Genomic DNA, 23,289 nt, shown 5'->3' with positions numbered 1-23,289 from the left:
TCGGCCTATCGTGCGCAACAGGTCGGGAGACGACACAGGGAGGCACCGATGACGCGCAGAGTGCGATCGGCGGTCGGCCGGTGCTGGGCCGTGGCCACGGCGGGGCTCATGGTGCTGGGTCTCGTCGCCGCGCCGGGCACAGCCCCGACCGCAGCGGCGTTTTCGAATCCGGACCTGCCCGTCGAACAACTCGAGGTGCCCTCGACGGCGATGGGCCGCACCATACGCGTCGAATTCCTCTCCGCTGGACCGGATTCGCCTGCGCTGTACCTTCTGGACAGCATGGAGGCCGGTGAGGATTTCAACGGCTGGGACATCAACACGCAGGCCTTCGACTGGTATGACGGCTCCGGCATCTCGGTGGTGATGCCCGTGGGCGGGAAGTCGAGCTTCTACAGCGACTGGTACGGACCGGCGAAGGGCAACGCCGGAACTTACACGTACAAGTGGGAAACGTTTCTCACCCGCGAACTCCCGACCTGGCTGGCCGCCAACAAGCAGGTACGGCCGAGCCGCAACGCCGTCGTCGGATTCTCCATGGGCGGGTCGGCTGCGCTGGTCCTGGCGGCATACCACCCACAGCTGTTCAGCTATGCCGGATCGCTGTCGGGGTTCTTGAACCTGTCCGCGCCGAACGGGCCGGGCCAGGTCAGGATCGCCCAGATGTGGAACGGCGGCTTCGACCCGGCCGCGATGTGGGGGCCGCCGGGCGATCCGGCCTGGGCCCGCAACGATCCGACGGTGCAGGCGGGCCGGCTGGCCGCCAACGGCACCCGCGTCTGGATCTACTGCGGCAACGGCACAGCCACCGACCCCGCGCTGGCCAGTCCCGATGCGCCCATCGCCGGCCTGGGCTTCCTCGAGGGCTTCGCGATCGACTCCAACCGCGCATTCGTCGACGCCTACATCGCCGCAGGCGGCAACAACGGCGTATTCAACTTCCCCGACGGCATCCACAGCTGGGGGTACGCGGGCCAGCAGCTGCAGCAGATGAAACCCGACATTCAGCGGGTCCTGGGAGCCAGCCCTGGCGCGCAACGCTGAGGTGCCGCAGGCGAATTCGCTGAGCTGGCTGATGACCCGCGCGCAGCGGGTGCTCACCGAGGAGGTGCCTGCCCCGCCCGCCGATGTCCGCGCGTTCTATGTCGACCTCGACAACATCGCGACGGTCCATCCGCTCGTCGTTGCGGTGCGCTCGACCGCCCACATTCAGGTGGAGCACGGCTACCAACAGAGCTATCGGGTCACCGACCGTATCCGGTTGGGACCGGCCACGCTGCGCACCACCTACCGGGCGCGGTTGACCGTTCCGGTGACCGGTGAGGTGACCGCGGAAGCTCGGCAGTTCCCCGGCGTACGGCTGCGCAGCCGCGTCGGCTTCGATCCGACGCCCTGCGGTACCCGCGTGACCGAGCGCATCTGCATCCAAGCGCCTCGACCACTGGCCTCGTTCGTCACCCGGCAGGCGGTGAATGCGCACCGCGAGATGCTGCTCGGCATCCGCCGGAGCTTCGAGCGTTAGTCCTCGTCGGTCGGCGTGGGGTCGGTCTCGGATGCGTCCAACACACTGACCGCGATTCCGTAAGGAAGGAACCGCACCTTGCGGGCGGGGTCGGTGTTGTTCTTGTTCGCCCGCAACGCGTCCAGCTCGGTGGGATACACCTGCTCGATGTGGGCCCCGCCGTCCGCGTCGACGGTGTAGATCGCCCACACCCCGTCACCGGTCTCACCGGTCGTCTCCGGCTGGCGCCGTGGCCGAGAGGAGCGGGTGAACTCGTCGACCAGGTTCGCCCAGCCGGCGCGTTCCCCGGAGGTGCTGAAGAACCTGCCGAGGCCGTCGAGCGCATCGCGCAGCCCTTCACCCGCCTCGCGGACAACGCGGTCGAACTCTTCGGGATCGAACCCGAACGGGCCGTTGCTGCTCATCGTGCTTCCTCCTGCCGCCCCGCACCACTGCGCGGCGATAAGCCCCAGTGTGCCCGCAGGTGTGCGAGTAGTCGACTGAAGCGATCCTCAGGTGGTAGGCAACCTTATGGCAATCTCACCGGAGGACGCCTTGGCCGCCGTCGAGCGATCCCCGGCAGCGGTCACCGTCCACGACCGCGACGCGTGGGTAGCCGCGTTCACCTTCGACGGACTCATCGAAGACCCAGTGGGCTCGCAACCACATCGCGGCACCATGGCGATCACCCGCTTCTACAACACCTTCATCGGTCCGCGTGACATCACCTTTCACCGCGACGTCGACATCGTGGCCGGCGCCACCGTCATCCGGGACCTGGAACTCGAGGTCCAGATGTCGGGCGGGCTGACGATGCGAATACCCGCCTATCTGCGCTACCACCTGGAAGACACCGGTGGAGAACTGAAAATAGCTGAGCTGTCAGCTTTTTGGGAGCTACCCGCGATGGTGGGGCAGTTCCTTCGCAGCGGAGTCCGCTCGGTGCCCGCCACAGTTGCGCTGACCAAGGGGCTGCTGACCAACCAGGGCGTCGTCGGGACACTCGGATTTCTCGGTGGATTCCGCGGCACCGGCCCGCCTGGCAAGCGGCGGTTCGGCGAGTTCCTCGCGGCCGCGCGGGCCGGTGACGAGGTCGGGGTGCGACGCTGGTTGGGCGGTGGCACGCAGATCACCGCGGGTGACCATACGCCGATGAGCGGCACCGAACTGTTGACCCGCTTGACCGGCGTCCGGCCCCGCAAGGTGATCGGCTCCGGTTACAGCCTGGTCTGCGGCATCGACGGCGCCACCGGCCGCGACGTGATGATCGCCGATGTGGCGGCCAAGCCGTTCGCGATCAGGCGGATCCGCTATTACTCCGCCGGCAGCGTGACCTGATTCGATCGCCTCGGCGACGGGTAACCCCGCCGCATGACTCCGCGTGAAGACGACGACAACAGCGAACAGGACGTCGCCGACGACGACCACGTCGCAGCCTCACGCGTCGGCAAGGAAGGCGACGACGACGGCAGCTACGTGGGCCGCACGTTCTCCGACGACGCGATCGACGCGGGCGAGACCGGGGCCGAGGCACGCAGCGACGACGGTCGTTGACATTGACATCAGGCACAAACAGGGTTCGCGGCAGGTGAAGTATCGATTCGGTCGCGTCGGACGCGGTCGGCGCGCCGGACGTGAGACGGTATGAGCACCATGGCTGCCGACGACGAGATCACCGACGAGATCACCTACGAGGAATTCGGCCGCAAATTCTTCGAGGTCGCGGTGACCGAGGAGCGCGTCGGCAACGCGATCGCCGAGATCGCCGGCGACGAGTTCGAGATGGGCCCGATCGCTCAGGGGCCGGGCAAGATCGCCAAGGTCACGGCGAATGTCCGGATCCAGGAGCCACGGCTGACCCGCGAGGTCGGCGCGCTGATCACGTTCGCGATCCGCATCCCGTTGGAGATCGACATGGTTGTCGACCTGCGGATCGACAAACCCAAGTTCATGGTCTTCGGCGAGATCGCCCTACGCGCCACCGCACGTGCGGCCGACCCTCTGCTGCTGATCCTCGACGTGGAGAAGCCGCGGGCCTCCGACATTTCCATCCATGTCACGTCGAAGTCGCTGCGCGGCGAGGTGGTGCGCATACTCGGGGGCATCGACGCCGAGATCAGGCGGTTCATCGCCGCGCACGTGGCGGGCGAGATCGACAGCCCCGCGTCGAAGAAAGCCAAGGTCATCGACGTGGGAGCCACCATCGACACCGCCTGGACGGGAATCTAGCGGCGGACAGCGTACGATTCGCGGGTGCTTCGCAAATCCCTGACGACGCTGGCGCTGACCGCCGGGCTTCTCGGCGCGACGGCCGTCGTGACCGCGCCCGCGCAGGCCGATCCCGTCGACGATGCGTTCCTGAACGCAGTGACCGAGGCCGGGGTCGTCATGAGTGATCCGGGCAGCGCCGTGGCCGTCGGCCAGCAGGTGTGCCCCATGTTGGCCGATCCGAGCCAGAACGCGGCCGACGTCGCCGCCAAGGTCGCCGACATGGGTGGCATGTCGCTGGGACCGGCGACGATGTTCACCGGCATCGCGGTCTCGATGTTCTGCCCGGCGATGATGTCGTCGATCGGCAACGGCCAGTCGCCGATCCCGCTGCCGTTCCTCGGGATCTAAGCCGCCAGGACCTCCAGCCGAGGGCGTCTCGGTCCGCGGCCCTCTCCGCTCGAGCGGCCGCGCAGGTGGCTCCAGAGCCACGGCATCAGCAGATTGCGGGTCCACAGCAGCTGGGAATAGGCCTGTGACCGCAGCGGAGGCCGCCGTGGTCGTTCCGAGGCCCGTGCCCAATCGTGATTGCTGCCCGGCAAGCCGAGCGCTTCCGCGGCCGCGGCGGCGAACAGGATGTGTCCCTTGGTGGAGCCGTGCACGCGGTCGGTGCTCCAGGTGTCCAGGTCCGTCATCGACGGCGCGTAATACAGGTCGACGAGCCTGAAGCCGTGCCGTTCGGCGGCCATCCTGATCACGTGGTTGATCCGTTCGACCCGACCGGCGATCACCCGGCCGATAGGCAGTATCCGCGCCAGGTCCGGAAACGTCGTCGTCACCACCGTGGCATCGCAGACAGCCAGCCGGCTGTGCAGTTCGTCCAACTCGGCCAGCGCCTGCCGGAAGCGCAGCCCCGGCCGGGTGACGTCGTTCATCCCGATGCACACGGTGATCAGATCCGGTTCCATGGCCAGCGCGTGCGGCAGCTGCTCGTCCAGCACGTCGCGGATCCGGCGACCCCGCACCGCGAGGTTGGCGTACGCCAGGCCGGGGTAGTGGGAGTCGAGGATCGCCGCGAGCCGGTCGGCGAAGCCGACCAGCCCGACGAATTCGTCACCGTCCCAAAGTCCTTCGGTCTGGCTGTCGCCGACGGCGACATAGCGGGAGTACCGAACCACACCCGCACTCTAAAGCGTGCGCCCGACGGCGCTCAGCTGGCGCAGTATGTCCTCGAGCCGGGTCCGAGGCAGCTCCATGCGCCATTGGGCCGCCGAGGCCGACAGAAGCACCACCCCCGGCGCGAAGCTGATGGCGGTCAGTTGTACGCCGTGCGGCAGTTCGGGCAGGCGCACGGGATAGGCGGGAGTACGGCCCGGTAGCGGCCAGCGCGACCGGCCGAACGCCAGTCCGCGTGGCTTGAGCCAGAGTGTCGAACCGTCCAATCGCGCGTCGACCTCCAGGTGGCCGGCCGCCGGCCGCCGCGCCAGCCGCAGCCGGGCGACCCCGTCGGCGCCGACCGCTCCGGACAGCCGGGGCGCCACCCACCGGAACAAATCGTCGAGCGCCGCCGCCGGCACCTCCAGCGTCAGCTCGACCGGCGCCGCGACCAGCACCGGTGGTGCGGTCGGCCGCATGTGCACGTTGTGCAGCACCGCCGTCGCATGGGTGAACTCCGCCTCGTTCCACCGGATGTCGCGGGCGGCCAGCCGAACGTCGTTGAGTTGGCCGACCGACAGCCCCCGAACGTCGAGCCGCGAGTCGAACTCGGTGACCGTCAACGTCAGATCCCCGTTGTCGAGCCTGACTGCCACCCGCCTGCCTACCACCAGCCGACGCACGGTCATGAACAGGGTGCGGTAGGCCGCGGCTGCTCCGCTGCTGACCGGCGCCACTGCCGCCGAAGACCACAGCGCGGTCAACATGTCGATGGGGCGGAACGGGTCGAATCGGCGCAGCGATCCCGGACGCGTCATGGCTCCAGCATTCCCGTTGCGACGCCGTTCCGTACAGTCGGGCGCATGACCTCCGTGGTAATCGTCGGCAGCGGGTTCACCGGATTCGAATGTGCGCGGGCGTTGGCCCGCAAGTTCCGCAGACAGCGTGCCGATGTGGAGATCTCGATCATCTCGCCGGTCGACTACATGCTCTACACGCCGTTGCTGCCGGATGTCGCGGGAGGCCTGGTCGACGCCCGGTTCGTCGCTATCCCGTTGGCCAATGCGCTGCGCGGGGTGCAGGCGATCCGCGGCCGGGTGGACGAGGTGGACTTCGACGGGCGCACGGTCACTTTCACCGACCCCGAAGAACGGTCTCGCGTTCTCAACTGGGACCGCCTCGTGCTGACACCGGGCTCGGTGACCCGGCTTTTCGACGTGCCCGGGCTCGCCGAGCACGCCCGCGGCCTCAAGTCGACGGCCGAAGCGCTCTACCTGCGCGACCACGTGCTCGAACAACTCGAACTCGCCGATGTCGACGACGATCCGGGCCGGGCGGCGGCCCGGCGGACGATCGTCGTGGTCGGCGCATCGTATTCGGGTACCGAGCTCGCCGTGCAGTTGCGCGCGCTCGCCGACGCCGCGGCCAACCAGATGGGCTTCGACCCCGGCGAGGTGAAATTCGTCCTGCTCGACCTGGCCGAACAGGTGATGCCGGAGGTCGGCGAGAAGCTGGGCGCGGCCGCACAGCGAGTGCTGCGCTCGCGCGGCATCGACGTGCGGCTCGGGGTCACGCTGAAGGAGGTGCACGCCGAACATGTTGTACTCAGCGATGATTCGCTGATCCGCACGCATACCGTCGCCTGGGTAACCGGCGTCACGGGTGCGCCGCTGATCGAAAAGCTCGGGCTGCCCACCGAGCGGGGCCGGCTGAAGGTCACCACCGAACTGCAGGTGCCGGGGCGTCCGGACGTGTTCGCGGCGGGAGACGCCGCCGCCGTGCCCGATGTCACCGACCCGGGCAAGATCACCCCGCCGACCGCTCAACATGCCACCCGGCAGGGAAAGGTGTTGGCGCGCAACGTCGCTGCCAGTCTGGGCGTCGGCAAGGCCAAACAGTACAAGCACCGCAACATGGGTCTCGTCGTCGACTTGGGCCCGCACTCCGCGGTGGCCAACCCGCTCAACATCCAGTTGTCCGGCTTCCCCGCCAAGCTCGTCACACGGGCCTACCACGTGTATGCCATCCCGCGCGGCGTCAACCGCTGGGCGGTGACACTGGCATATCTGACCGACCTGTTCTGGGACCGCTCCGTGGTGTCGTTCGGACTGTCGTCGCGGGAAGACGCCCGGTTCTCGGCCAGCGAGGGCATACCCATGCCGAAAGCCGAGTGATTCAAACCCGGTGAACCGGGGAACTGTGTCGGCATGGCTACGTATCGCGTGCTGAACCCCAAGGGCGAGGTCGTCGACACCAAGGACATCGAGAGCGCCGACAACGCCCACGCCTGGTTCGTCGACCAGAAGGCCGACCCCGAACTCGGCTGGCGCATGGAGGTCAAGACCGACGACGGGGACTGGGACTTCTTCGACAGCAGCGAGGGCGACCGCAAATACTGACGCGCGTTGTGAAGCGGGCGAAGTGCTGCTTTCAACCGGAGGGTGACGTGTGCCGAAGCTGAGCGCCGGACTGCTGCTGTACCGGGTCGGCGACGGCACGGTCGAGGTACTCATCGGCCATCCGGGTGGGCCGTTCTGGGCACGCAAGGACGACGGCGCCTGGTCGATCCCCAAAGGCGAGTACACCCAGGGCGAAGACCCCTGGACCGTCGCGTGCCGCGAATTCGAAGAGGAACTCGGCAAGCAGCCGCCGTCCGGCCCGCGAATCGACTTCCCGCCCGTCAAGCAGCCGAGCGGAAAGGTGATCACGGCGTTCGCCGTGCGCGGCGACCTCGACCTGGCCGGCACCTTCTCCAACACGTTCACGCTGGAATGGCCGAAGGGGTCGGGCAGAATCAGGGAATTTCCCGAAATCGACCGGGTAGCTTGGTTTTCCGTGGCTGAGGCTCGGTCGAAGCTGTTGAAGGGTCAGCGGCCGCTGCTGGAGTTTCTGCTGGCGGCAATCGAAGACGACGAACGTCTCGGGTCTCGATCGCGTTGATCGTCAACGCGCGGCCGTGGATGCGCCAGCCGGCCCGCGTGCGCAGGTATTCGTCGTCGTAGCGCAGATGCCACACCAGATCGGAGACGTGCTCGCCGCGGAGCGTCCAGTGGTGGGCGATGCAGGTGATCCGGCCCAGGGCGTAGTCGGGTTCGTCGCCCTTGGCGTACACCTCTCCGACGATCGCATGCTCGGTCCGGGCCACGTTGGAGACGGATGCCAGCGACGCCATGGCCGCTCGCACACCGTCGCGGCCGTGGTGGCGGCGCACCGGCTCCAGCGTCCGCGGCGGGTCCGGCAGGCGCAGTTCGGCGTTGTCGGTGAACAGCTCGACGACATCGTCGAATCGGCGGTCGTCGACAGCAGAGGCGTAGATGTGCACCAGATCGGCCAGTGCCAACCGGTCGGCGGTGCTCAGCATCATGAGACAAGCCCCAATCGCTGCGCGCACTCCGACAGCATGTCGCGCGCTTCGTCGATGTCGGCCGTCGGCGGCATCGCCAGGATCAGGCGGTCCGCGCCGCGCTCGGAGAGTTTGGCCGCCCGCTCGCCGTCGATCTTGGTGACCAGGTGGCCGAGCGAGAGTTCGAGCGCACCGGGGTCGCGCCCACAGCGCACGGCCTCATCGCGCATCAGCGAGACGAGCTCGGCCAGTTCGGCGCCACCGACACCGAGCGGCTGGAACCCGTCGCCGAGCCGGCCGGCCCGCCGAGCCGCTGCCCTGCTGTGCCCGCCGATGTGAATCGGTATGTGCGCGAGCGGTTTCGGATAGCACATCGCGTGGTCGAAATCGAAGAACTCACCGTGGAAGTCGGCTCCCTCGGAGCGGTCCTGCCACAGCAGCCGCAGCACCGCCAGCTGCTCGTCGGCGCGTCGGCCCCGGCTGGCGAAGTCGGTCCCGCAGGCCTCGATCTCCTCTTTGAGCCAGCCCATCCCCACACACAGCCGCAGCCGTCCACCGGAGAGCGCGTCGACCGTGGCAACCCGTTTGGCCAGCACCACGGGGTGGTGGTTGGGCAGCACGAGCACGCCTGTGGCGAGGCCCAGCCCACGGGTCTGCCCGGCCAGGAAGGCCAGCAGCTCAAGCGGGTCCGGAACCGCACAGTCGGCAGGCAACTCGACGCGACCGGACGCGTCGTAGGGGTAGACGCTGTCGTACTGCGACATGAGCACGGTGTGCTCGACGACGACGATCGACTCGAACCCGCACTGCTCCAGGTGCTTGGCGAAGGCGGCCATGAACGCGGGGTCGGCAGTGACTCCCGCGGCGACGGGCGCGATGACGGCGTATTTCATGGCAGCGGGGGCAGGCCGTTGCTTTCGCGGATGTCCCTGCGGCATTCGCGCCGGGTCTGACCGGTCTGCTGCATGCACACCCGCACGGGCGATTCCTCGGCGGCCGGCAGGGGTTCGTCGGTCGGCTCATTGGTCACCGTCGGGCTCGGGATGTCGCCTTCGGTCAGCGACCAGATCGAGGCGCCGGTGGTCTGCAGCGTCGAGCAGTACGCCGTCGAGCCGTCCGCTGTGGTTCCGGTGCTCCCGACGGGCGAGCAGTCGGCACCGATCACGGCGCCCGGTGCAGCGGCCGGCGTCGCCGTGGTGGTCGGAGGAGCCGTGGTGGTCTGGGGAGTCGTGGGAGCGGGCGCCGTCGGAGTGGGCGCCGTCGGAGTGGGCTTTGCCGTGGTGGTCGGGGCGAGGCCGGCGCGCGCGGCTTCCTCTTCGTCGGCGCGACCGTACTCGAAGGCCGCAACCGCGATCGCCACGACCAGCAGCACGGCGAGGATCGCCGGCACGATCACGCTCGCCCGCCGCAGCGGCCGGTCGGGCCGTTTGGACCGCTTGGGCCGGGTGGCCGCTCCGGCGAGCCGGGTGGCGTCGGCGTCCGGCGGGGCGGCGCCCAGGTGGTGGCCGAGCGCCCTCGCGAAATCCGCGCAGCGCGTGAAGCGGTCCTTGGGGTCCTTGGCCAGGGCCTTGGCCAGCACGGGATCCAGGCCCGCGAGGTCGGGGCGGTCGGCGCCGATCGCCGGTGGGGCCGACGAGAGGTGCTGGCTGATGACGACCGCCGGGTTGGAGTGGTGAAACGGCGGCGATCCGGTCAGCAGATGAAATGCGGTGGCGGCCAACGCATACTGGTCGGCCCGGCCGTCCAGTTTCTCGCCCATCAGCTGCTCGGGCGCGGCGTAGGAGACGGTGCCCACGGTCATGTTCGTCGCGGTCAGCCCGCTGATGTCGTTCTCCCAGCGCGCGATCCCGAAGTCGGCCAACAGGATTCGTTCGCCCCCGGAGTCGGGGTGGGCGAGCAGGATATTCGCCGGCTTGACGTCGCGGTGCAACAGTCCGCCCTGGTGGGCGTAGTCGAGGGCGTCGGCGATGGCACTGATGATCGAGACGACTTCCCGCGGCGGCATTCCATCGGGGTACCGCTCCTGCAGCAGGCGCGCCGCATCGGTGCCGTCGACGTAGTCCATCGAGATCCAGATCTGGCCGTCCGATTCACCGCGGTCGTGCACGCCGACGATGTGCGGATGCCACAGCGTCGCAGCGATGTCGGCCTCGCGCTGGAAGCGCCGGCGGTACTCGTCGTCGGCCGACACCGAGGTGGGAAGCACCTTGAGCGCGTCGCGGCGAGGCAGGCGCGGATGCTGGGCCAGATAGACCTCGCCCATGCCACCGGCACCGAGTAGTCGCACGATGGTGTATCCGGCGAACGTCGCACCATCGGCCAACGGCATGGGCGAAATAGTACGAGACGCAGCTACAGATCGAGCGTCAGATGGCCACCCTCGGCCGCGCGCGAGATGCAGATCAACATCAGCCCGTCGTCGCGTTCGGGATCGGTGAGCAGCACGTCGCGGTGGTCGACGGCGCCCGCGAGCACGCGGGTTCGACAGGTGCCACAGAAACCCTGCTGACACGAATACGGCGCAGCCAGCCCCGACCGGCGCAACGCGGTGAGCAGGGTCTCGTCGGCGCCGACGTCGACGGACTCGCCGCTCGAGGCCACAGTCACCGAGAACGCCTTGCCGTCGACGACCGGCGGGGCGGCGAACCGCTCGAAGTGCAGTTCGACGTCGTCGCGGCCGGCCAGCCGCCCGCGGATCGCGGTCAACATCGGCGCCGGCCCGCAGGCGTAGACCGCGGTGCCGGGTGGGCAGTCGCCGAGCAAATCGTCGGCGGTGGGCAGGCCGCTGACGTCGTCGGTGCGGATGCGGACCCGCGCACGCGAGGAGCAGGAGTCACTAGAGTCGCCGAAGGCCGCGACCTCGTCGACGAACGGGAGGCTGTCGCGACTGCGGCCGGTGTACACCATCGACCAGTCGACGCCGAGGCGCTGCGCCAGGCCGAGCATCGGCAGGATCGGGGTGATCCCGATACCGCCCGCCACGAACAGCAGCCGCTGGGTAGGGGAACCGTAGCCGGGGACGGTGAGCGGGAACGCGTTACGGGGTCCGTGCGAGGTGACGGTCGTCCCGGGCCGCAGCGCGTCGTGCACCTCGATCGACCCGCCGCCTCCGTCGGGGATGCGCCGCACCGCGATGCGGTAGGCGTCGCGGCGCGCGGGGTCGCCGCACAGCGAGTACTGGCGCACCAGACCGCTGGGCAGGGTGATGTCGATGTGCGAGCCGGGACGCCACCGCGGTAGCGGTCCGCCGTCGGCGGCGGTCAACGTCAACGCGACCACGTTCTCGTCGCGCGCCACCACCCGCCGGTCGCAGACCCGCAGCACACGCGTCCGATCCAGTTCGGGCGGCGGCGTGACCCGCCGGGTGGCGGCTGCCACCGTGGCCATTCCGGAGATCACCGCGTCGGCGAACCCCACCATCAGGCTGCGGCGACCCTGCCGCAGGGGGTTGGCCGGCAGTTGCCGGTAGCGTTCCCGCAGACCCATCAAAGGTGCGCGGCGCGCGCGGCGGGTGAGGTGGCCAGGTAGGCCACGGCCCGGGCGGTCGAGCCCATCTCTTCGGGTGAGTAGCCGGGTCGGAAGTAGGCCAGCGTGTTGACGCCGAACAGGGTCCGGAACTTGGGCAGCAGACCGAGTTCGGAGTCGCGCATCCGCATTCGCTGCATCGTCCACCAACCGATGTCGTTGTTCGGATCGGATTTGAGCAGATACCAGGTGCCGCGCTGGAAGAACGCGAACATCGCCGTCGCCGCAAGCATCATGGCCCGGATCCGGTCGGGATAGCTGTTGTGGAAATAGACCGCGACGTCGTGGGCGACGCAGCGGTGCTCGACTTCCTCGCTGCCGTGCCAGCGGAACAGGTCGACCAACGTCGGGTGGGCGTCATGGTCGTCCCAGGACGAGTTGAGCGCGAAATCGCCGAGCACCGCGGTGTAGTGCTCGATCGCCGCGATCAGCCACAGCCGCTCACACAGGTCGTTCAGTCGCCGGTCGGGATCATCGGATTGTGTTGGCGCCAAGACTTTTTCGAACATGTACTCGACGAGGTCGAGCACCGGCGCGGGGTCTACGCCGTTGCCGACGAGGAACTCTCGGATTACGTCGTCGTGGGCGGCGGCGTGCGTCGCTTCCTGGCCGATGAAGCCTCGGATGTCGTCGGCGAGCTTGGGATCGCGCACCAGCGGCAGCGCTTCGTTGTACGTGCGGACGAACCAGTGCTCGGCGGCCGGCAGCACCACGTTGAAAAGGTTGATCATGGTGGAGGCAACCGGATGACCCGGGATCCACTCCAGCGGGATGTCCGATAGGTCGAAATGCACCTTGCGGGCTTGAATCTGGACTGGCCCCGGATCGATCTCCCGGGCGAAGCGGTGCGGTCGCAGCATGTCAGCCTCCTGTCGAAGCCCTGTGTACGCAGTCTAAAAGAGGTAACTGGGAACGCAGGTTTCAGGTTCGCTCGCGCTGTCAATATGTTCGTTCATGGCGGGGATCGAGAGTGTTCTCGAGTGGGCCAAGCAGCAAGTGGCGGCCCGGGTTCCGAAAGCCGATCTGGATCAACGCGACGCCGACTACATCCGGGAGCAGCTCCCGGGTCTGTGGTTGTTGGCGTCGCTGTACTTCCGCGCCGACGTCCGCGGCTTGGACCGCATACCCGCCGACGGGCCGGTGCTGCTGGTGGGCAACCACAGCGGCGGCAACCTGCCCCCAGACACCTTCGTCTTCACGCTGGCGTTCTGCTCGTATTTCGGTGTCGAGCGACCGTTCTATCAGCTCGCCCACAACCTGGTTGTGTCGATGCCGGGGCTGGGCTCGCTGCGCAAGTTCGGCACCGTCGCCGCCAACCACGACAACGCCACGCTGGCGCTGAAGTCGGGCGGGGCCCTGCTGGTGTATCCCGGCGGCGATTACGAGGTGTTCCGGCCGTCGTGGAAGCGCCACGAGGTCGACTTCGGCGGCCGCAAGGGGTACGTGAAGCTCGCTCGCGAGGCCGGTGTGCCGATCGTGCCGGTGGCCAGCGTCGGGGGCCAGGAAGCGGCGCTGTTCCTCGACCGCGGGCAGTGGCTGGCCAAGCTGCTGATGGTCGACAAGACCGCGCGCCTCAAGAGCGTGCCGATCCTCGTCGCGCCGCCGTGGGGCCTGACCGTCAGCGACATGGTGCCGAGGCTGCCCCTGCCGACCAAGATCGCCATCGAGGTGCAGGATCCGATCGAGGCCGACGACATCGCGGCCAGTGACGACGATGTGATTGACAAGAGGGTGCTGACCAGCCTGCAGGCCGGGGTGGATCGGCTGGCGGCCCGACGACGCTTCCCGGTGTTGGGCTGATGCGTCCTCCGGTCGCCGAGTGTGGGCTCGAGTCAAGCGGTACGCCGGAAATGCGTGCGGGCAATCGACGTTCGCACGAAAGTGAGCCCGCTCGATGAGGGTGCAGCGGCGGTGCGTCATCGACGCCGACCGGGACCGGGTGTGGAAGGTGGTCAGCGACCCCGGCTGCTACCCGGAATTCATGTCGAGCCTGGAGCGGTGGGAGACGCTGACCGACGATCCCGCCGGACGCGGCGCCCGCTACACCGTGCACTGGAAGGTGGGCTCGGTGCCCATCGGCGGCACCGTCGAGGTCGTCGAGTTCGACCCGCCGCGCGAATTGTCGTGGATCGGGATCACCGGGGTGTCGCAGCGCGGCCGGTTCCGGTTGCGTGAGACCGAGGACGGCCGGACGAAGGTCATCTTCCGGCTGTCCTACGAGTCGGCGGGGAACCTACTGGGACTGATCGCGGACCGGGTTGCCGCGCGGCAGGTCGGCCGCAATATGAGTAAGACGTTGGCCAGCTTGCGGCAGATGGTAGAGGCCTGAGGCGTCAGGCTGGCGGCGGCGCACCCGCGCCGGGTGCGCCCTGGATCGGTACCACCGGGGTGGGCGTCACCGTGGTGATGCCGTTGCTGCCGACCCTGGGCCCGCCGGACGGCCCCATCTCGGCGATCATGTCGGCCGCCTTCTGGCTGCAGTCGAGCATCAGCAGGATGCGGCCGCCCGAGGTCATCTTCTGCTGGTCGACCAGGCACTCCGCCTGCGGCAGCACGCTGCCGAACGATCCGCCGAACGACCCTTTGACGCCCTGCGACTTCAGGATCTGCAGCGCCTTCTGATACGGCTCACCGACCACGTTGTAGTTGTTCGCCGCCGGCTGGGACAGCGCGATACCGGCGCCGACCAGTGCCGCGGAACCGACAGCGACGAGCCCACCGCTGAGCACAACAAGCTTGTTCACGGCATCTCCCTAGGTCGGCGCGGTGCGAACATATCGCAGTCGGTTCGAATGTGAAACCGGAGGAAGTCCCGCCCGCGTTACACCGTCGGGCGCACCGCGGCCCGCATGATCTCGCCCAGTCTCGCCGCGTCGGCATCCTCGAATACGTCTTCCAGCAGCAGTTTCTTGCCGTCGGGACCGCTCAGCGGCACCCGCCAGTTCGGATACTCGTCGGTGGTGCCCGGCTGGTTCTGGGTGCGCAGATCACCGACCGCGTCGGTCAGCGACAGCGCCAGCAACCGCGAGGGTGTGCGACCGAGATAGCGGTGCAGCGCCTCGACGATCTCGGTGACGCCGATGTCCTCGGGGTCGCCGCTCAGTAGGCCGACGCGTCGCAGTTCGCTCAACCATCCGGCCTGCTGTTCGCGGTCGGCGGCCAGTTCCTCCTCGGCGGGCCGGGTCAGCAGGCCGAGTTCGTCGCGGAGCCGGACGTGTTCGCCGGCCAGGTAGCCGGCCGTCGGAGGGAGATCGTGGGTGGTGACCGCCGACAGGCAGTACTCGCGCCAGCGCTCGGCGGGAAGCGGCCCACCGTCCCCGTCGCGGTCGGCCTCGAACCACAGGATCGACGTCCCGAACAGACCGCGCTCACGCAGGTGGTCGCGCACCCACGGCTCGACGGTGCCGAGGTCCTCGCCGACGACGACGGCTCCCGCCCGGTGCGCCTCCAGCGCGACGATGCCGATCATCGCCTCATGGTCGTAGCGCACATAGGTGCCTTCGGTGGGAGGCGCGCCCCGCGGGATCCACCACAGCCGGAACAGCCCGATGATGTGGTCGATCCGCACGCCGCCCGCGTGTCGTAGCACGGCGTTGACCAGTGCGCGGAACGGCTCGTAGGCGAGCTTCTCGAGTTGGTCCGGTCGCCACGGTGGCTGCGACCAGTCCTGGCCGAGCTGGTTGAACTCGTCCGGTGGCGCACCCGCCGTGACCCCGAGTGCCAGCACGTCCTGCAGTGCCCATGCATCCGCCCCGTTGGGGTCCACCCCGACCGCCAGGTCATGCATGACGCCCAGGCTCATGCCCGCCTGCAGGGCGGTGGCCTGCGTCGCGGTCAGCTGGTCGTCGAGCTGCCACTGCAGCCAACGGTGGAAGTCCACGGCCTCGGCGTTCTCGGCGGCGAAGTCCGCGACGGCCTCGCTCGCCGGGTGCTGAAGCTCGGGTGGCCAACGATGCCAGTCGGCGCCGTGCCGCTCGGCGAGCGCACACCAGACGGCGAAGTCGTCCAGGCTGCCACCCTCGCGCTCGCGGTAGGCGGCGTAGGCGAGCTCGCGCCCCGCAGAACGCGGCACCGCGTATACCGCCTCCAACGCGGCGCGCTTGCCCCTCCACGCGGCGTCGCGGTCGATCTGGTCGGTACGGCCGGCCCGTGCCTGCAGGTACTCACGCGCCTTGCGCATCCGGTTGCGACGACGGACGTAGGCGTACTCGGGGACGGCCTCGACGCGCAGGTAGATCGGGTTGACGAAGCGACGCGACGTGGGCAGGTAGGGCGACGGTTCCATCGGCGCGACCGGAGCGGCCGCGTGCAATGGGTTGACCAGGATGAAGCCCGCGCCATGTCGGGCCGCCGACCATACCGCGAGATCGGTCAGGTCGGTCAGATCGCCGATGCCCCAGGACCTTTCAGACCGCACACTGTACAACTGGGTGGCCAGCCCCCACTGCCGGCCGGTAGGAGGTTGCAATGACGCCGGCGAGACGATGATCGGCGTGCTCGTCTCCGCCGAGTCCGCCTGCAGGTGCAGCCGGTGGTATCCGATCGGGAGGTCGGCGGGCAACTCGAACGTCGCCTCGCCGATCAACCTGCCGTCCAAGTCGTAAGGCGGCCGGTTGTTTTCGACCTGACGCAGATTCGCGCGGACCGTCCCGTCCTCCAGGTGGATCCGGAGTGCCACCGGGCCGCCGTGCGTGACGTGGACCCAGAACGGCGACGTGACACCGGCCCGGCCGACGATCGTCGGCGGCAGGCGACGCCCCCAGTATTCGCGGTCGTGCGCGGTGAGCGCGGCGGCGCGGTCGTCCTCGGTGGCGGCCGGGACACCGAGCGCCGCGAGCACCGAGATCAGCGTCGACTCGGCAACGGGCACTCGCGTGCCGGTCCAGTCCTCGTATTCGGCCGCGACACCATAGCGTCGCGCCAACTCCACCAGCGATGCGGCGGGCAGCTCAACCTGGACTGTCATGGCGCCAATCTTGCCTGGCGGGGAAGCGACTCGCGGATCGACACGATCCGGTGCGTACCCACCGTGAGACCAAGGCGAACCCACAGCGAAGAAACCGCCGCAACTTCGGCGGTCGCGGCACGTTCGGCGGTGATCTGCTCTGTTCGTCCTCGCGTAAGGTCGCCCGCATGGCGGCCGACCGGTTGGACACGGCGCGGGCGCAGCACCGGCGGGCCCGGATCGCGGTGGCCGCGCTGTTCTTGAGCAACGGCGCGATCTTCGCCAACCTGCTTCCGCGTTATCCGGAGATCAAGACCGACCTGCAGTTGTCGAACGCGGTGTACGGCGCGGCGATCGCGGCGTTCTCGGCCGGCGCGCTGGTCGCCGGACTCACCGCGGCGGCGCTGATCCGGCGTTACCGCTCGTCACGGGTGGCGGTCGTCGGCACCGTCGGGATCGCCGCGTTCGTCGTGGCCGCCGGCCTGGCATCGAGCCCGCTGATGCTCGCTGCGGCGTTGTTCGTCGCGGGCGCATCGGATGCGATCACCGACGTCGCACAGAACGCCCACGGGTTGCGGCTACAGCGCAGCTACGGCCGCTCCATCATCAACTCGTTTCACGCCGTATGGTCCGCGGGCGCGATCGTCGGCGGGTTGATGGGCGCCGGGGCGATCGCACTCGGCATCTCCCGGACCACGCATCTGACGATCGCCGCGGCGCTGTGCTGCGCGGTGGTCGCGTTCGCCTACCCGTATCTGCTGAAGGGACCCGATCACGACGACCATCCGGCCGCGCACCTGACCGGTACGGGTGGCGCCGGGACGGCGGTGTACGTCGCACTGCTGGCCCTGGTGGTGATCGCGGTCGCGGGCGCCACTGTCGAGGACGCCGGAAGTTCTTGGGCCACACTGTATCTGCGCGACAGCCTGAATGCGCCGGGCGCAGTCGCCGCCTTCGGGTACATCGCGCTGGCCGGGGCGATGTTCGTCGGGCGGCTGATCGGAGACCGGCTCGTCGACCGGTTCGGCGAACGCGCGGTCGTGCGCGCCGGCGGCGTCCTCACCGCTGCGGGCATGGGTGCGGCGCTGGCGTTTCCGTCGGTGCCCGCCACGGTCGGCGGGTTCGCCGCCGCAGGTTTCGGGGTGGCCACCTTGATCCCGGCCGCCATGCACCGCGCCGATCAGCTTCCCGGCCTGCGGCCGGGCAGCGGGCTGACGGTGCTGACCTGGCTGATGCGGATCGGGTTCTTCGGCGCGCCGCTGATCGTCGGGCTGGTCGCCGATGCGACGAGCCTGCGGGTCGGTCTGCTCAGCGTTCCGGTGGCCGGCGTGGTGGTGCTCGCGCTGGCCGGTGTGCTCAGTGCGCGGCACCCGCCAACTCGATCGTGAGCACACCCGCCACGATCAGCGCGATGCCGGAGGCCATCACCCAGGTGAGCGGCTCGGCGAACAACACCCGTGCGATCAGCGCGACGAGCGCGACCCCGCACGCGGTCCACACTCCGTAGGCGATGCCGACCGGCATCCCGAGTCCCAGCGTCAGCCACAGCAGGTAGAACGACGCCAGGTAGCCGAGCACCACTGGGGCGATCCAGGCCTTCTTGCGGAAGCCGTCGGAGGCCCGCAGCGACAGCGTCGCGACAACCTCGATCGCGATGGCGCCCGCGAGCGTCCACCACATCACGTCTCGGCCGCCCGATGCGAGCCGAGCTCGATGAGCAGGACGCCGGCGATGATGAGCCCGATGCCGGCGACGATCGGCCAGGTGAACGGGTCGCCGAACAACACGGCCGCCAGTACCGCGGTACACGCGGTGCCCAACGCGCCCCAGATGCCGTAGGCCACCCCCACCGCAATCCCGGCGCGCAACACCATCGTCAACAACACGAACGCGCAGAGATAGCCGAGGACCACCACAAGCAACCACACCGAATGGTCTTGAGAGGCACGCAAAGACAACGTCGCCGCGACCTCAGCGGCGATGGCCCCGGCGAGCAACGCCCACTTGATCACGCCACCAAGCTATCGGAGGCCAGCCGTGCCCCGCGTAGCCTGGTGAGGCAGTTTTCCGCCGACGCCAAGGAGTCCTGATGACGGCCGATGCCGGGCGCACCGCCGACGACGGTCCGGTCGTCGACACCGCGGGCGGTCCGGTCCGCGGCGTCGACGACGGAACCGTGAAGGTGTGGAAGGGAATTCGGTACGCGGCGCCGCCTGCGGGGGAGCTTCGCTGGCGACCGCCGCAACCGCCCACACGCTGGTCCGAGCCGGCGGACGCCACCAGGGTCGGCCCGGTGTGCCCGCAGCCGACCGATCCGCGGATCCCGCTCGATCTCGGGGCGCCGCAGGGCGACGACTGCCTGACCCTCAATGTGTGGGCCGCCTCGGACACCGAGCCGGGAGCGGGTAAGCCCGTGATGGTGTGGGTGCACGGCGGCGCCTACGTCCTCGGTTCGTCGGCGCAGCCCCTCTACCACGGGCGTGCACTCGCAGCAGGCGGCGAGGCAGTGATTGTCACCGTGAATTACCGGGTGGGCGCGCTGGGGTTCCTGGACCTGTCGGAGTTCGGTGACGGGTTCACGACCAACCTCGGCCTGCGCGATGTGCTGTTCGCGCTGCAGTGGGTCCGCGAGAACATCGAGGGGTTCGGGGGAGACGCGGATCGGGTGACCGTCTTCGGCGAATCCGCCGGCGCCGGGATCATCACTACGCTGCTGGCCAGCCCGGCCGCCGCGGGGCTGTTCGGAGCGGCGATCGCACAGAGCTCACCCGCGACGTCCATCTACGATCGCGAGCGTTCGCGGCGCGTCGCGAAGCTGTTCCTCGACGAACTCGGCGTGCGACCCGACGAAGCCGACCGGTTGCCGTCGGTGCCCACGGCGGCGCTGCTGGCGGCGTCCAAGCGGGTGTTCGACGACATTCCGGTGCGCACCCCGGGCACGCTGGCGTTCGCGCCGATCATCGACGGCGATGTGGTGCCGGCGCATCCGGTGCAGCTGGCCCGCGACGGCCGCACGCATCCGGTCCCGCTGATCATCGGAACCAACAAGCACGAAGCCGCGCTGTTCCGCTGGATGAGGTCGCCGCTGATGCCGATCACGCCCAAGGCGATCCGCGCGATGTTCGCCGAGATCGCCGCCGAGCAGCCGGATCTGCAACTGCCCGAGGAGGAACGGATCCGCGCTGCCTACCGCGGCCGCGGCAAGGCCATCGGCATGGGCGTGGCTCGCGACATCGGGTTCCGGATGCCGTCGGTGTGGTTCGCCGAGGGCCATCGCGAGGTGGCACCGGTCTACCTGTACCGGTTCGACTTCGCCACCCCGATGCTGCGACTATTGCGCCTCGGCGCCGCGCACGCCACCGAACTGCCTTATGTATGGGGCAATCTGGTCGCCGGCCCGAAGGATCCCACCTTCAAGCTCGGCGGGCTCAAAGCGGGTCGGGCGGTTTCGGCGCGGATGCGGCGGCGCTGGCTGAACTTCGCCGTCGACGGCACGCCGGCCGGCGGGCCGGGCGATCCGGTGTGGCCGCCCTACCGCGATCCCGGCCGCGCCACCCTGGTCATCGACGCCCAGGACCGCGTGGTCGACGACCTCGACCACGACGTGCGCACCGCGTGGGGCGATCAGGTGCTCAGCTTCCGCTGAGCCGTATGCTTTTTCCGGAGGTTTCGACGTGGACGCGAGTGCTGCCTTGTCGCACGTGTTGCCACCGCTGATGCACGACCCCGTGACATTCGCGGTGCCGTTCTTCTTGCTGCTGCTGGTCATCGAATGGACCGCCGCCCGCAGGCTTGCGCACGAGGAGGTCGGAGCCGCTTCGGCGGCGACATCGGAATCCGGGCGCGCACCGGCCGGGGCGTATCAGCGGTCCGACGCTTGGGCCAGCATCTGGATGGGCGTCGTCTCGATCGGCACCAGCGGGGTGCTGAACTTCATCGCGCTGCTGGGCTACGCGGCATTGTTCGTCTACGTCGCACCGTGGCAGTTACCCGCCGACGCCTGGTACACGTGGGTGATCGCGATCGTCGGCGTGGACTTGCTCTACTACGTCTATCACCGGATGGCGCACCGGATCCGGCTGATCTGGGCGACCCACCAGGCGCACCACTCCAGCCAGTACTTCAACTTCGCCACCGCACTACGGCAGAAGTGGAACATCAGCGGGGACGTCTTCTTGCGTGCGCTGCTGCCACTGTTGGGCGTGCCGCCGTGGATCGTCTTCGCCAGCTTCTCGATCAACCTGATCTACCAGTTCTGGATTCACACCGAGCGGATCGGCAAGCTCTGGGCGCCAATAGAATTCGTCTTCAATACACCGTCACACCACCGCGTGCACCACGGCATGGATCGGCAATACCTCGACAAGAACTACGGCGGCATCTTGATCGTGTGGGACCGGATCTTCGGCAGTTTCGCCGCCGAAACCGTCCGCCCGCACTACGGACTGACCAAGCAGGTCGACACCTACAACATCTGGACGCTGCAGACGCACGAGTATGTGGCGATTGTCCGCGACGTGCGGCGGGCGTCCCGCTGGCGCGACAAGCTGGGGTACATCTTCGGCCCGCCGGGCTGGATGCCCGCCAAGCTGAGCGTCGTGTCGGAGGAATCCGCCGCGGTTACCGCGTAGCCGGCACCGGGCCAGGAACAGAGGTTCTTCGAGGCCGGCCTGACGGCTGCGAAGTCTATGCTCACGGTAGGCGACGGCGACGAGTCCGGAGGATCAACCACCATGACCCAAGCAGGACACGGGAGAGTCTCCCCGGAGCCGCATGACCACGTCGTGAACATCTATCACGCCGACGATGATGTTGTTGATGATGTCAGCCGCTACCTGGCCGACGGGTTGGCTTCCGATGACGCGGTGGTGGTCATCGCGACTTCGGCACACTGCGATGCCTTCGCCCGTCGGCTCGCCGAGCACGGTGTCGACCTGCGCGCAGCCCGTGGAACCGGCCGCTACCGCGCCCTGGACGCCGCGGAGACGTTGGCGAAATTCATGATCGACGGCGCCCTGCACCGGGACCGATTCGTCGAGGTGATCGGCGGAGTGATCACCGCGGCGAGCAGTGGCCGACGCCGGGTGCGCGCGTTCGGGGAGATGGTGGCACTGCTGTGGGCCGCCGATGACGTTGCTACGGCGATCGAGCTCGAAGCCATGTGGAACGACCTTCTGGCCAGTCATGAGTTCTCCCTCTATTGCGCCTATCCTGTGGACATCCTCACCACTGCCACCGATCTGGTTAGCGTGCAACAGGTTTGCGCTCAGCACTCCAGCGTCGTGGCGCCCAAGACATACGGGTCGGCTGACCCCGGTGTCGAGGCCGCGCCAAGTCGAAACGAGGTCGTTCGCGACCTGGAATCAACGGAGTTGTACGTCCCGGTGCCAAGCGCCGTGCGGGCCGCCCGCCAGTTCGTCAACGACCGGCTGAAGGCATGGGGCAGAGACGCGATCATCGACAACGCATCCCTTGTCGTGTCCGAACTGGCGACAAACGCCATAATCCATGCCGCTTCCCCCTTCCGCGTATCGATCAGCCGCACTCACGCCGCGGTGGAAATCGCCGTTGAGGACCTGAGCCCGGATCGCCCTGTCCTCGATCGGGCACGCCAAGCAGCAGGCGGTAAAGGACTCCTGGTTGTCGATGCGCTGTGTAGTCGGTGGGGCGTCGACGCCGGCCCCCATGGCAAGTCGGTCTGGGCGGAGATCTCCTCGTCAGACAGAGGCCGCAGCGATGCAGCCTGATCTTCGGCAGGCTCGGCCTGCGGGGACTGCACCGAGGGCCTCCGGGTTTTTCGACAGCGCACGGGAAACCGGCTGCAACGATCACGCCTGCTGGGCGTACTCGACCCGATCCGAGCGCGACGCCGCCGCGGCGGAGTGGTTATTGGAAGGCGCCAAGCTCGGGCAACGACCGATCGCGGTCACCGCCGATGACGACGCCGGTGCTGGATTACTCGCCGCAATCACTGACGCCCCCGGGGCTGATTCCCTGCAAGAGGTCGTCCATGTCGGCATCGATGAGCTTCACGACCTATCCGCGCCGATCGACGTGGATGCCCAGCTTGCCCGATACTCCGATGCGGTGGGAAAGGCGATTGCCGACGGCTACCGTGGCCTTCGCGTGTTCTGCGACATAACGCCGCTCATCGCAGACCCGACTCGCCACGCCAGCCACGCTCATTGGGAACATGTCGCCGACGCGTGGATGGCCCAAGGCAATCCGATGGCCGCGCTATGCGCCTACGACATCGGCGTGATCGATGATCAGGCCGAAGCGGTGATGGCCCTGCACCCCCTTCGCCATGGCCCCGCCGGCTCCTGCACCCCGTTCGGCTTGTACTGCAGAACATCCGGCCCGGTCCTCGACGGCGAGATCGATGCCTTCGGCGTGCCCGCCCTCGTCGGCGCGCTCGCGGCGCTTCCAGACGGCCCCGTCGACCTCGACGTGAGCGAACTGTCGTTCCTTGGCGTTCGGGCTGCCGCAGCCCTGGAGCAGGCATGCCAATCACAGCTACGGCTGGTCGGCGCGCCGCCCATCGTCCATCGGGTCTGGCAGATCCTCGGCTTCGACATGCGGATGCTCCACTCGCGACGGTCGGCGTCGTAG

27 protein-coding genes and 1 pseudogene are annotated in these 23,289 nt (G+C 68.5%); 16 read left to right on the top strand and 12 right to left on the bottom strand.

Annotated elements, in window-relative coordinates:
• Window positions 1–48: 48 nt before the first annotated feature.
• Both AU187_RS04590 and AU187_RS04585 read left to right on the top strand, forming a co-directional pair.
• Entirely contained in the window at window positions 49–1,044 is a 996-nt protein-coding gene (locus AU187_RS04590; protein ID WP_059166274.1) for an esterase family protein, read from the top strand.
• A gap of 31 nt (window positions 1,045–1,075) precedes the next feature.
• Complete coding sequence (locus AU187_RS04585) at window positions 1,076–1,522, top strand: SRPBCC family protein (RefSeq protein ID WP_059166305.1); 447 nt, start codon at window positions 1,076–1,078, stop codon at window positions 1,520–1,522.
• Here AU187_RS04585 and AU187_RS04580 read toward each other — a convergent pair.
• Window positions 1,519–1,926: an Rv0313 family protein gene (locus AU187_RS04580; protein ID WP_059098591.1), complete on the bottom strand. Its 408-nt coding sequence runs from the start codon at window positions 1,924–1,926 to the stop codon at window positions 1,519–1,521. The genes AU187_RS04585 and AU187_RS04580 overlap by 4 nt on opposite strands.
• 106 nt (window positions 1,927–2,032) lie before the next feature.
• Between AU187_RS04580 and AU187_RS04575 the strand changes: the two genes are divergently transcribed.
• The 4 genes from AU187_RS04575 to AU187_RS04560 all read left to right on the top strand — a co-directional run bounded on the left by AU187_RS04575 (window position 2,033) and on the right by AU187_RS04560 (window position 4,120).
• The gene (locus tag AU187_RS04575) at window positions 2,033–2,839 is read left to right on the top strand and encodes a nuclear transport factor 2 family protein (protein WP_059098590.1); all 807 of its coding nucleotides are present in this window, start codon (window positions 2,033–2,035) and stop codon (window positions 2,837–2,839) included.
• A 33-nt stretch (window positions 2,840–2,872) separates the two neighbouring features.
• Window positions 2,873–3,055, top strand: a complete 183-nt coding sequence (locus AU187_RS04570) for a hypothetical protein (RefSeq protein WP_059166273.1) — start codon at window positions 2,873–2,875, stop codon at window positions 3,053–3,055.
• Between the two features lie 90 nt (window positions 3,056–3,145).
• Entirely contained in the window at window positions 3,146–3,730 is a 585-nt protein-coding gene (locus tag AU187_RS04565; protein WP_082691748.1) for a hypothetical protein, read from the top strand.
• Window positions 3,731–3,754: 24 nt separating this feature from the next.
• Window positions 3,755–4,120, top strand: a complete 366-nt coding sequence (locus AU187_RS04560) for a DUF732 domain-containing protein (RefSeq protein WP_059098588.1) — start codon at window positions 3,755–3,757, stop codon at window positions 4,118–4,120.
• On the opposite strand, the gene AU187_RS04555 is transcribed toward AU187_RS04560, so the two are convergent.
• Together AU187_RS04555 and AU187_RS04550 are read right to left on the bottom strand one after the other, a co-directional pair.
• The gene (locus AU187_RS04555) at window positions 4,117–4,887 is read right to left on the bottom strand and encodes an SGNH/GDSL hydrolase family protein (protein ID WP_059098587.1); all 771 of its coding nucleotides are present in this window, start codon (window positions 4,885–4,887) and stop codon (window positions 4,117–4,119) included. The two genes, AU187_RS04560 and AU187_RS04555, sit on opposite strands and share 4 nt — an antisense overlap.
• 9 nt (window positions 4,888–4,896) lie before the next feature.
• On the bottom strand, window positions 4,897–5,682 hold the full coding sequence (locus AU187_RS04550) for a hypothetical protein (RefSeq protein ID WP_059098586.1): 786 nt from the start codon (window positions 5,680–5,682) through the stop codon (window positions 4,897–4,899).
• 45 nt (window positions 5,683–5,727) lie between these two features.
• Between AU187_RS04550 and AU187_RS04545 the strand changes: the two genes are divergently transcribed.
• From AU187_RS04545 to AU187_RS24865, 3 genes are read left to right on the top strand one after another with little or no spacing between them, the layout of a single operon-like run.
• On the top strand, window positions 5,728–7,038 hold the full coding sequence (locus AU187_RS04545; protein WP_059166272.1) for an NAD(P)/FAD-dependent oxidoreductase: 1,311 nt from the start codon (window positions 5,728–5,730) through the stop codon (window positions 7,036–7,038).
• Between the two features lie 33 nt (window positions 7,039–7,071).
• The gene (locus AU187_RS04540; RefSeq protein ID WP_059166271.1) at window positions 7,072–7,263 is read left to right on the top strand and encodes a hypothetical protein; all 192 of its coding nucleotides are present in this window, start codon (window positions 7,072–7,074) and stop codon (window positions 7,261–7,263) included.
• A 49-nt stretch (window positions 7,264–7,312) separates the two neighbouring features.
• Window positions 7,313–7,804 (top strand): NUDIX hydrolase, encoded by a 492-nt coding sequence (locus AU187_RS24865; protein WP_082691747.1) that lies wholly within the window; start codon window positions 7,313–7,315, stop codon window positions 7,802–7,804.
• 22 nt (window positions 7,805–7,826) lie between these two features.
• On the opposite strand, the pseudogene AU187_RS04535 reads toward AU187_RS24865, so the two are convergent.
• The 5 genes and pseudogenes from AU187_RS04535 to AU187_RS04515 all read right to left on the bottom strand — a co-directional run.
• Window positions 7,827–8,225: pseudogene (locus AU187_RS04535) on the bottom strand (nuclear transport factor 2 family protein); the annotation flags it as partial.
• Entirely contained in the window at window positions 8,225–9,100 is an 876-nt protein-coding gene (locus tag AU187_RS04530) for an LLM class F420-dependent oxidoreductase (protein ID WP_059166269.1), read from the bottom strand. The gene AU187_RS04530 and the pseudogene AU187_RS04535, both read right to left, overlap by 1 nt.
• Complete coding sequence (locus tag AU187_RS04525) at window positions 9,097–10,536, bottom strand: serine/threonine-protein kinase (protein WP_059166268.1); 1,440 nt, start codon at window positions 10,534–10,536, stop codon at window positions 9,097–9,099. The genes AU187_RS04530 and AU187_RS04525 overlap by 4 nt, the downstream gene beginning before the upstream one ends.
• A 23-nt stretch (window positions 10,537–10,559) precedes the next feature.
• Window positions 10,560–11,693: a PDR/VanB family oxidoreductase gene (locus tag AU187_RS04520; RefSeq protein ID WP_059166267.1), complete on the bottom strand. Its 1,134-nt coding sequence runs from the start codon at window positions 11,691–11,693 to the stop codon at window positions 10,560–10,562.
• A complete protein-coding gene (locus tag AU187_RS04515) occupies window positions 11,693–12,592 on the bottom strand; it encodes a metal-dependent hydrolase (RefSeq protein WP_059166266.1) in 900 nt (299 codons plus the stop codon). The genes AU187_RS04520 and AU187_RS04515 overlap by 1 nt, the downstream gene beginning before the upstream one ends.
• A 94-nt stretch (window positions 12,593–12,686) precedes the next feature.
• Between AU187_RS04515 and AU187_RS04510 the strand changes: the two genes are divergently transcribed.
• Entirely contained in the window at window positions 12,687–13,532 is an 846-nt protein-coding gene (locus AU187_RS04510) for a 1-acyl-sn-glycerol-3-phosphate acyltransferase (RefSeq protein ID WP_059166265.1), read from the top strand.
• A gap of 94 nt (window positions 13,533–13,626) precedes the next feature.
• Entirely contained in the window at window positions 13,627–14,061 is a 435-nt protein-coding gene (locus AU187_RS04505) for an SRPBCC family protein (RefSeq protein ID WP_059098577.1), read from the top strand.
• Between the two features lie 4 nt (window positions 14,062–14,065).
• Here the strand turns inward: AU187_RS04505 and AU187_RS04500 are convergent, their stop codons facing one another.
• Entirely contained in the window at window positions 14,066–14,476 is a 411-nt protein-coding gene (locus AU187_RS04500; protein WP_059166264.1) for a hypothetical protein, read from the bottom strand.
• Window positions 14,477–14,553: 77 nt separating this feature from the next.
• A complete protein-coding gene (gene malQ / locus AU187_RS04495; RefSeq protein WP_059166263.1) occupies window positions 14,554–16,698 on the bottom strand; it encodes a 4-alpha-glucanotransferase in 2,145 nt (714 codons plus the stop codon).
• Between the two features lie 167 nt (window positions 16,699–16,865).
• On the opposite strand from malQ, the gene AU187_RS04490 reads away from it, so the two are divergent.
• Window positions 16,866–18,065: an MFS transporter gene (locus AU187_RS04490; protein ID WP_059166303.1), complete on the top strand. Its 1,200-nt coding sequence runs from the start codon at window positions 16,866–16,868 to the stop codon at window positions 18,063–18,065.
• Here the strand turns inward: AU187_RS04490 and AU187_RS04485 are convergent.
• Complete coding sequence (locus AU187_RS04485; protein WP_059098574.1) at window positions 18,034–18,357, bottom strand: DMT family transporter; 324 nt, start codon at window positions 18,355–18,357, stop codon at window positions 18,034–18,036. The two genes, AU187_RS04490 and AU187_RS04485, sit on opposite strands and share 32 nt — an antisense overlap.
• Window positions 18,357–18,689, bottom strand: coding sequence for a DMT family transporter (locus AU187_RS04480; protein WP_059166262.1), 333 nt, complete (start codon window positions 18,687–18,689; stop codon window positions 18,357–18,359). Before AU187_RS04480 ends, AU187_RS04485 begins: the two co-directional genes overlap by 1 nt.
• Before the next feature lie 77 nt (window positions 18,690–18,766).
• Between AU187_RS04480 and AU187_RS04475 the strand changes: the two genes are divergently transcribed.
• The 4 genes from AU187_RS04475 to AU187_RS04460 all read left to right on the top strand — a co-directional run bounded on the left by AU187_RS04475 (window position 18,767) and on the right by AU187_RS04460 (window position 23,289).
• Window positions 18,767–20,323 (top strand): carboxylesterase/lipase family protein, encoded by a 1,557-nt coding sequence (locus AU187_RS04475; protein ID WP_059166261.1) that lies wholly within the window; start codon window positions 18,767–18,769, stop codon window positions 20,321–20,323.
• A gap of 70 nt (window positions 20,324–20,393) precedes the next feature.
• A complete protein-coding gene (locus AU187_RS04470) occupies window positions 20,394–21,308 on the top strand; it encodes a sterol desaturase family protein (protein WP_082691749.1) in 915 nt (304 codons plus the stop codon).
• 102 nt (window positions 21,309–21,410) lie between these two features.
• Complete coding sequence (locus AU187_RS04465) at window positions 21,411–22,424, top strand: MEDS domain-containing protein (RefSeq protein WP_172800158.1); 1,014 nt, start codon at window positions 21,411–21,413, stop codon at window positions 22,422–22,424.
• The gene (locus AU187_RS04460) at window positions 22,324–23,289 is read left to right on the top strand and encodes an MEDS domain-containing protein (RefSeq protein WP_082691746.1); all 966 of its coding nucleotides are present in this window, start codon (window positions 22,324–22,326) and stop codon (window positions 23,287–23,289) included. The genes AU187_RS04465 and AU187_RS04460 overlap by 101 nt, the downstream gene beginning before the upstream one ends.

Source organism: Mycobacterium sp. IS-1556 (assembly GCF_001499985.1).
In the GTDB taxonomy this organism is placed as follows: Bacteria; Actinomycetota; Actinomycetes; order Mycobacteriales; family Mycobacteriaceae; genus Mycobacterium.
This window is presented reverse-complemented; position numbering and strand designations above follow the sequence as displayed.

Bases quoted from the DNA above. Each gene is read 5' to 3' on its own strand.
- AU187_RS04590 (WP_059166274.1), top strand. From the start codon at position 49: ATGACGCGCAGAGTGCGATCGGCGGTCGGCCGGTGCTGGGCCGTGGCC.
- AU187_RS04585 (WP_059166305.1), top strand. From the start codon at position 1,076: ATGACCCGCGCGCAGCGGGTGCTCACCGAGGAGGTGCCTGCCCCGCCC.
- AU187_RS04580 (WP_059098591.1), bottom strand. From the start codon at position 1,926: ATGAGCAGCAACGGCCCGTTCGGGTTCGATCCCGAAGAGTTCGACCGC.
- AU187_RS04575 (WP_059098590.1), top strand. From the start codon at position 2,033: ATGGCAATCTCACCGGAGGACGCCTTGGCCGCCGTCGAGCGATCCCCG.
- AU187_RS04570 (WP_059166273.1), top strand. From the start codon at position 2,873: ATGACTCCGCGTGAAGACGACGACAACAGCGAACAGGACGTCGCCGAC.
- AU187_RS04565 (WP_082691748.1), top strand. From the start codon at position 3,146: ATGAGCACCATGGCTGCCGACGACGAGATCACCGACGAGATCACCTAC.
- AU187_RS04550 (WP_059098586.1), bottom strand. From the start codon at position 5,682: ATGACGCGTCCGGGATCGCTGCGCCGATTCGACCCGTTCCGCCCCATC.
- AU187_RS04545 (WP_059166272.1), top strand. From the start codon at position 5,728: ATGACCTCCGTGGTAATCGTCGGCAGCGGGTTCACCGGATTCGAATGT.
- AU187_RS04540 (WP_059166271.1), top strand. From the start codon at position 7,072: ATGGCTACGTATCGCGTGCTGAACCCCAAGGGCGAGGTCGTCGACACC.
- AU187_RS04530 (WP_059166269.1), bottom strand. From the start codon at position 9,100: ATGAAATACGCCGTCATCGCGCCCGTCGCCGCGGGAGTCACTGCCGAC.
- AU187_RS04525 (WP_059166268.1), bottom strand. From the start codon at position 10,536: ATGCCGTTGGCCGATGGTGCGACGTTCGCCGGATACACCATCGTGCGA.
- AU187_RS04520 (WP_059166267.1), bottom strand. From the start codon at position 11,693: ATGGGTCTGCGGGAACGCTACCGGCAACTGCCGGCCAACCCCCTGCGG.
- AU187_RS04515 (WP_059166266.1), bottom strand. From the start codon at position 12,592: ATGCTGCGACCGCACCGCTTCGCCCGGGAGATCGATCCGGGGCCAGTC.
- AU187_RS04510 (WP_059166265.1), top strand. From the start codon at position 12,687: ATGGCGGGGATCGAGAGTGTTCTCGAGTGGGCCAAGCAGCAAGTGGCG.
- AU187_RS04505 (WP_059098577.1), top strand. From the start codon at position 13,627: ATGAGGGTGCAGCGGCGGTGCGTCATCGACGCCGACCGGGACCGGGTG.
- malQ (WP_059166263.1), bottom strand. From the start codon at position 16,698: ATGACAGTCCAGGTTGAGCTGCCCGCCGCATCGCTGGTGGAGTTGGCG.
- AU187_RS04490 (WP_059166303.1), top strand. From the start codon at position 16,866: ATGGCGGCCGACCGGTTGGACACGGCGCGGGCGCAGCACCGGCGGGCC.
- AU187_RS04485 (WP_059098574.1), bottom strand. From the start codon at position 18,357: ATGTGGTGGACGCTCGCGGGCGCCATCGCGATCGAGGTTGTCGCGACG.
- AU187_RS04475 (WP_059166261.1), top strand. From the start codon at position 18,767: ATGACGGCCGATGCCGGGCGCACCGCCGACGACGGTCCGGTCGTCGAC.
- AU187_RS04470 (WP_082691749.1), top strand. From the start codon at position 20,394: ATGCACGACCCCGTGACATTCGCGGTGCCGTTCTTCTTGCTGCTGCTG.
- AU187_RS04465 (WP_172800158.1), top strand. From the start codon at position 21,411: ATGACCCAAGCAGGACACGGGAGAGTCTCCCCGGAGCCGCATGACCAC.
- AU187_RS04460 (WP_082691746.1), top strand. From the start codon at position 22,324: ATGCGCTGTGTAGTCGGTGGGGCGTCGACGCCGGCCCCCATGGCAAGT.